This window comes from Protofrankia symbiont of Coriaria myrtifolia (assembly GCF_900634755.1).
Classification (GTDB): Bacteria; Actinomycetota; Actinomycetes; order Frankiales; family Frankiaceae; genus Protofrankia; species Protofrankia coriariae.
The window spans coordinates 1-4507 of the sequence record NZ_CAAAFS010000276.1; the positions used below are offsets into that span (position 1 = coordinate 1).

Annotated in this window: 5 protein-coding genes; all 5 read right to left on the reverse strand. The window is 74.4% G+C overall.

Annotated elements, in window-relative coordinates:
- On the reverse strand, positions 1–474 hold a 474-nt coding region (locus CM1CMNOD_RS15380; protein ID WP_131774056.1), incomplete at its 3' end, for a type II 3-dehydroquinate dehydratase.
- A 117-nt stretch (positions 475–591) separates the two neighbouring features.
- On the reverse strand, positions 592–1722 hold the full coding sequence (gene aroB, locus CM1CMNOD_RS15385; protein WP_431307094.1) for a 3-dehydroquinate synthase: 1131 nt from the start codon (positions 1720–1722) through the stop codon (positions 592–594).
- 35 nt (positions 1723–1757) lie between these two features.
- Complete coding sequence (locus CM1CMNOD_RS15390; RefSeq protein WP_013874522.1) at positions 1758–2447, reverse strand: shikimate kinase; 690 nt, start codon at positions 2445–2447, stop codon at positions 1758–1760.
- Between the two features lie 25 nt (positions 2448–2472).
- Positions 2473–3708: a chorismate synthase gene (aroC, locus tag CM1CMNOD_RS15395; protein WP_013874523.1), complete on the reverse strand. Its 1236-nt coding sequence runs from the start codon at positions 3706–3708 to the stop codon at positions 2473–2475.
- An 82-nt stretch (positions 3709–3790) separates the two neighbouring features.
- Positions 3791–4507: prepilin peptidase (locus tag CM1CMNOD_RS15400; RefSeq protein WP_242625460.1), on the reverse strand; the 717-nt coding region annotated here is incomplete at its 5' end.

The following is a 4507-nucleotide window of genomic DNA, read 5'->3' on the forward strand; positions in this document are numbered from 1 at the left end:
GGCTTGGTCGGCTGGGTGGGGTGGATCCGCTGGTGCGCTGGCATCGTGGATGCGGGCCGCGATCGTGCGCAGGGCGAGGAGGTAGGAGTCGAAACCGAGACCGGTGATGGTCCCGGTCGCCACCGCGCTGATCACGCTGTGGTGCCGGAACTCCTCCCTGGCATGGGTCTGGCTCAGGTGGACCTCGACCAGCGGGCCCGTCACCTGCGCGGCCGCGTCGCGCAGCGCGTAGGAGTAGTGCGACCACGCACCCGGGTTCAGCACGACCGGGACGCCGAGGTCGGCGGCCTCGTGCAGCCAGCGCAACATCGTGGCCTCGTCGTCGGTCTGCCGGCAGTCCGCCGCCAGGCCGAGTTCCCCGGCCAGCTTCTGGCAGACCGTCACCAGATCGGCGTAGCTGCGGCTGCCGTACACCGCCGGCTCCCGCAGCCCCAGCCGGCCGAGGTTCGCCCCGCTGAGCACCAGAACTTTCACGTCCGGGCCTTCAGCGGCTGAGCCTTCATGGCCGCGTCCTCGTGGGCAGGCCCCGGCGCGCCGGGGCCTGACGGGCCTTCTCCCGCGTGCGCCTGGTCCGCGGGCGTCACGGTGCCATCACCGCTCGTCCCCGCCGGGGAGGTCTGACAGCTCCCGGGCCACCTCCGAGAACGCGGCCACGACCAGCGCCCGATCCGGGTCCTCAAGGATGCGCGGCCGGCCGAGCCCCTCGAGGACGACGAACCGCAGCCGCCGGCCGCGGCTCTTCTTGTCCAGCCGCATCGCGTCGAGCAGCGCCGGCCAGTGGTCCGCCCGGTAGACGGTGGGCAGCCCTATCCGTTCGAGCAGCGCCCGGTGCCGGTCGGCGGTGGGCTCGTCGAGCCCCAGCGCGAGCCGGCTCAGCGAGGCGGCGAAGACCATCCCGACCGACACCGCGGCGCCGTGCCGCCAGCTGAACCCCTCGACCTTCTCGATGGCGTGCCCGAGGGTGTGCCCGTAGTTGAGGATCTCCCGCCGGCCGGCCTCCCGCGGGTCGGCCGACACCACCGCGGCCTTCACCCGGATCGACCGTTCGATCAGCTCACGCTGGTGGCGTAGCCCGCTCGGGTCGTCCTCGAGCAGGTCGAGGATGGCCGGGTCAGCGATGAAACCGGCCTTCACGACCTCGGCCAGGCCCGAGATCCGCTCGTTGACGGGCAGGCTCGCCAGCGTCGCCAGGTCGGCGAACACGGCGAGCGGGTGGTGGAAGGCCCCGACGAGGTTCTTGCCGGCGTCGATGTCGATCCCGGTCTTGCCGCCGATCGCCGCGTCCACCATCCCCAGGACCGTGGTCGGGACCTGCACGAGGTCGACGCCGCGCAGCCAGGTGGCCGCCACGAAGCCGGCGAGGTCGGTCGTCGCCCCGCCGCCGAGACCGATCACGACATCATCGCGGGTGAGGCCGACCTGACCGAGGACGTCCCAGCAGAAACCGGCGACGCGCGCCTGCTTGGCCTCCTCGCCGTCGGGGACCTCGACCGCGTGGGCCTCGACCTTCGCGGTCTCCCGCAGGTCCGTGACCACGGCCTCCGCGGTCGCCCGCAGCGCGCGGGGGTGGATGACCGCGGCCCGGGTACGGCCGGCGACCTGCTCGGCGAGCTCACCGAGCAGGCCCGCGCCGACCACGACCTGGTAGGGACGTTCGCCGGTGGGCGCGACCTCGATGCGGGTCACCCCGTCGCCGGCGGCCGGCTCCCCCGGGGACGCCAGCGGGGCGGCGGGGACCGGGGCCGTGGACGATGCCGTCACGGCCTGACCAACGGCCCGGGCAGCCGGCCCGCCGGCGACGCGACAACATGATCGTGATGCCGGTGGTCCACCAGCAGCTTCTCGACCAATCCGACCACCTCCTCAGGTGTGTGCCCCACGGTGCCCACCACCGCGGAGGCGACTTCGGCGTACAACGGCGCGCGGGCTCGCAGCATCGCGGCGATCCTGGTGCGCGGCCCCTCGACCAACAGTGGCCGGTCCCGGGCCAGGCCGACCCTGGCCACCGCGTCGTGGACCCCGACGTCGAGGTGGACGACGGTGTGCCCGCGCAGCGACCGCCGGGTGGCCTCGTCCAGCACGGCCCCGCCGCCGAGGGCGAGCACCCCGTCGTGCTCGGCCAAGGCGTGGGCGACGGCCTCCTGTTCCAGGGTGCGGAAGTGCTCCTCCCCCAGCTCGACGAAGATGTCGGCGACGGACCGCCCGGCCCGGGCCTCGACGTCGACGTCGGTGTCCCGGAAGGCCACGTCCAGCCGCCGCGCCAGCAGCCGTCCGACCGTGGTCTTCCCCGACCCGGGCGGGCCCACGAGCACCACGACCGGCCGCCGCGCGCGGGCCGCCGCGGCAGCGCTGCCGGCGGCGGCACCCTCAGCGGCAACGCTGCCAAGGGCGACACCGTCGGCGGCGCCAGTGGCAGCGGCGCCGGCGGCGTCCGGAGAGCCGGTCACCGGGCCGCCACCAGGACAGCGGCGATCATATCGGCTCCGATCTGACGATCAGGGACTTCAGGTACGTCTCACAGTTGCGGCGGGACTCCTCCACCGAGTCGCCGCCGAACTTCTCCAGGGCCGCGTCGGCGATCACCAGCGCCACCATGGCCTCGCCGACCACCCCGGCGGCGGGTACCGCGCACACGTCCGAGCGCTGCGCGATCGCGACCGCCCGCTCCCCGGTGGCGACGTCGATCGTCGACAGGGGCCGGGACAGCGTCGAGATCGGCTTCATGGCGGCCCGGACCCGCAGCGGCTCCCCGGTGGTCATCCCCCCTTCGACGCCGCCGGCGCGGTCGGTGGCGCGCCGCACCCGGTAGATGCCCCCAGGGTGCGCCGCCGCTTCCGGGGCGTCCCCGGCGGGCACCGACTCGATCTCGTCGTGGGCCTGCGACCCGCGGCGGCGGGCCGTGGTGAAGCCGTCGCCGAACTCCACACCCTTGATCGCCTGGATGCCCATCAGCTCCCCGGCGATCCGCGCGTCGAGGCGGCGGTCGCCGTGCACGTAGCTGCCCAGCCCCGGCGGGCAACCGTAGGCGAGCACCTCGACGATCCCGCCCAGGGTGTCGGCGTCCCGGTGGGCGGCGTCGATCTCGGCGACCATCCGCACGCTCGTCGCCGGGTCGGCGCAGCGGACCGGGTCGGCGTCCACCACGTCCATCGCGGCCGGCTGGGGCAACGGTGAGCCGGGCGGCACCTCGACAGCGCCGATCGACACCACGTGCGAGACGACCTCGATGCCGTACGCCTGCCGCAGCAGGGCCTTGGCGATCGTGCCCAGCGCGACACGGGCCGCGGTCTCCCGGGCGCTGGCCCGTTCCAGCACCGGGCGGGCGTCGTCGAACCCGTACTTCTGCATACCGGCAAGATCCGCATGGCCGGGCCGGGGGCGGGTCAGGGGGGCGTTGCGGGCCAACCTGGCAAGCCCCTCGGCGTCGACCGGATCCGGCGCCATGACCTCCCGCCACTTCGGCCACTCGGTGTTGCGGACGACGACGCTCACCGGGCCGCCCAGGGTCAGGCCGTGGCGGACCCCGCCGAGCAGCTCGACCTCGTCCCGCTCGAAGCTCATCCGGGCGCCCCGCCCGTGCCCGAGCCGACGTCGGGCAAGTTCGTCGGCGATCAGGGAGCTGGACACCCGGATACCGGCCGGCAGCCCCTCCACGGTCGCCACCAGAGCCGGCCCGTGCGACTCCCCGGCAGTCAACCAACGCAGCATGAGGCCAGTCTTCCACGCCACCGGCGCGCCGGAACCAGCTCCTTCGGCCGGGATGCCCGCGAGACGAGAATGGTCCGGAAGGCTATCCCGCGTTCCAGCCGAGGACGCCGACGAACGCCCCCGTCAGCAGGAACGGTCCGTAGGCGATCGATGTCCGCCGGCCTGCCCGCCGCGTCACCATCAGGACCAGCGCCCACACCCCGGCAAGGGCGATCCCGGCCAGCAGCCCGGTGAGGGCCACCGGGACGCCGAGCCAGCCGAGCGCGCCGCCGAGCAGACCGGACAGTTTCACGTCGCCGAAGCCCAGACCGGCGCCGGGCAGCGCCCAGAAGGCCGTGAACAGGGCGAGCACGGCCACGGCCACGAGAACGGCGCGCACCCAGCGCCCCGGGCCGCCGTCCAGGACCGCGGCGATGCCGAACAGCCCGGCCAGGACCGGGTAGGACGGCAGGGTGATCACGTCGGGCAGCCGGTGGACCCGGGCGTCGACGGCGGCCAGGAGCACGCCGACCACCCCGAGGTAGGCGTACGCCGGCAGCCAGGCGACATGATCGGTCAGCTTGGCCGCGAACGCGACGACGACGGTGGCCGTGAGCAGGCCCAGGGTGTCCCGGGTCGGCGCCGGCCGGCGCGGCTGTTCCCCCGCCACCGGCCCGAAGAAGCCCACCATGCGGGTCAGCCCCGGGACGACGCACAGGACGGCAAGGACGATCGCGACAACCAGCACGACCGACCCGGTCGACATGGCCGACCCGCCCGGCACGGCCGGTGTCACGGGCACGGCGGACGGGGCGGACCC